Origin of the sequence: Siccirubricoccus deserti, from assembly GCF_014283215.1 — a bacterium.
GTDB classification, from domain to species: domain Bacteria; phylum Pseudomonadota; class Alphaproteobacteria; order Acetobacterales; family Acetobacteraceae; genus Siccirubricoccus; species Siccirubricoccus deserti.
Map to the genome: position 1 here is coordinate 1 of NZ_JACOMF010000218.1, position 1,308 is coordinate 1,308.

General features: G+C 64.4%; 1 protein-coding gene. It reads right to left on the reverse strand.

What is annotated here, in order from left to right:
• Window positions 1-30: 30 nt before the first annotated feature.
• Window positions 31-1,251 carry an IS256 family transposase gene (locus H7965_RS29920; protein ID WP_186774099.1) on the reverse strand — a complete coding sequence of 407 codons (1,221 nt, stop codon included), beginning with the start codon at window positions 1,249-1,251 and terminating at the stop codon, window positions 31-33.
• Between the last annotated feature and the right edge of the window lie 57 nt (window positions 1,252-1,308).

Here is a 1,308-nt window from a genome sequence, read left to right on the forward strand (position 1 = left end):
TGTCAGGAATTTTGTGTGGGACGGCGTTGGTCAGGTGATGGCAAATCGGTCCTGGAAGAGAATGGCGAACTGCGCCTTGGCAGCGCTCCACTCCCTCTGCGGCATCTTCCAGTCTTTGGACGCCCGGTTCAACACGAGAAAGAGCAGCTTCAGCGCGGCGTCATCGTGGGGAAAGTGGCCGCGCGCCCGTACCGCTCGGCGCAGCTTGGCATTGAGCGACTCTATAGCGTTCGTGGTGTAGATGATCCGGCGTACCTCAGTGGGGAACGCATAGAAGGGGATCACCTCGGGCCAGTGCCGGCGCCAGGTTTGGGCAATGACGGGATACTTACGGCCCCACGGGCCCTCGTCGAAGGCGTCCAGCGCGGCTTCGCCAAGTTCGGCGGTGCGGGCACGGTAGATCTCCTTCAGCGCTGCCGCGACCTCCCTACGGTCCTTGTAGGAGACGAAATCGAGCGACCGGCGGATGAGGTGCACGACGCAGGCTTGCACTTGCGTCTTCGGAAACACCGCGCTGATCGCCTCGGGGAAGCCCTTCAGCCCGTCGACGACGGCGATCAGGATGTCGGCCACGCCGCGTTCCTTGAGCTCGTTCATGACCCGTAGCCAGAACTTGGCACCCTCGGTCTGCTCAATCCAGAGACCGAGGACCTCCTTGGTGCCGTCCGCCCGGACGCCGAGCGCGACATAGACCGCCTTGTTCCGGACCGTACCCTCGTCGCGGACCTTGACCCGGATCGCATCGAGAAAGACCAGCGGGTAGAGCGCCTCGAGCGGCCGGTTCTGCCATTCGGTGACCTCGTCCAGCACGGCATCGGTCACCGCGCTGACCAGATCAGGCGAGACCTCCATGCCGTAGAGCTCGCGCAGGTGCCCCTGGATCTCGCGGGTGCTCATCCCTCTCGCATACATCGACACGATCTTGTCGTCGAAGCCGGGGAAGCGCCTCTTGTACTTGGCAATCAGCTGCGGGTCGAAGGTCGACAGCCGGTCGCGCGGGATCTGCAGGTCCAGCCTGGCGGTGTCGGTGAGCACGCTTTTGGCGCTGTAGCCATTCCGGCCGTTGCCGCGCCCGTCCGGCTCGCCGGCCTCGAGGTGGTGGTCCAGCTCGGCGTTCAACGCCCGTTCGGCGAGGGCCTTCTTGAGCCCGTCCAGCAGGCCGCCATCGGCAAGGGCGACCCGGGGATCCGACCCAGCCAGGAGTTGGTCTAGCAACTCATCCGGGATGGTAGGCTGTTTGCGTCGCGGCATGCGATGGCTCCTTCAGCAGCATCGTACCGTCCCAAACACAAACTTCCCGATAGACCC

What these genes read in the sequence shown, in the direction of transcription:
- H7965_RS29920 (WP_186774099.1), bottom strand. Translation starts at nt 1,251, where the DNA reads ATGCCGCGACGCAAACAGCCTACCATCCCGGATGAGTTGCTAGACCAA.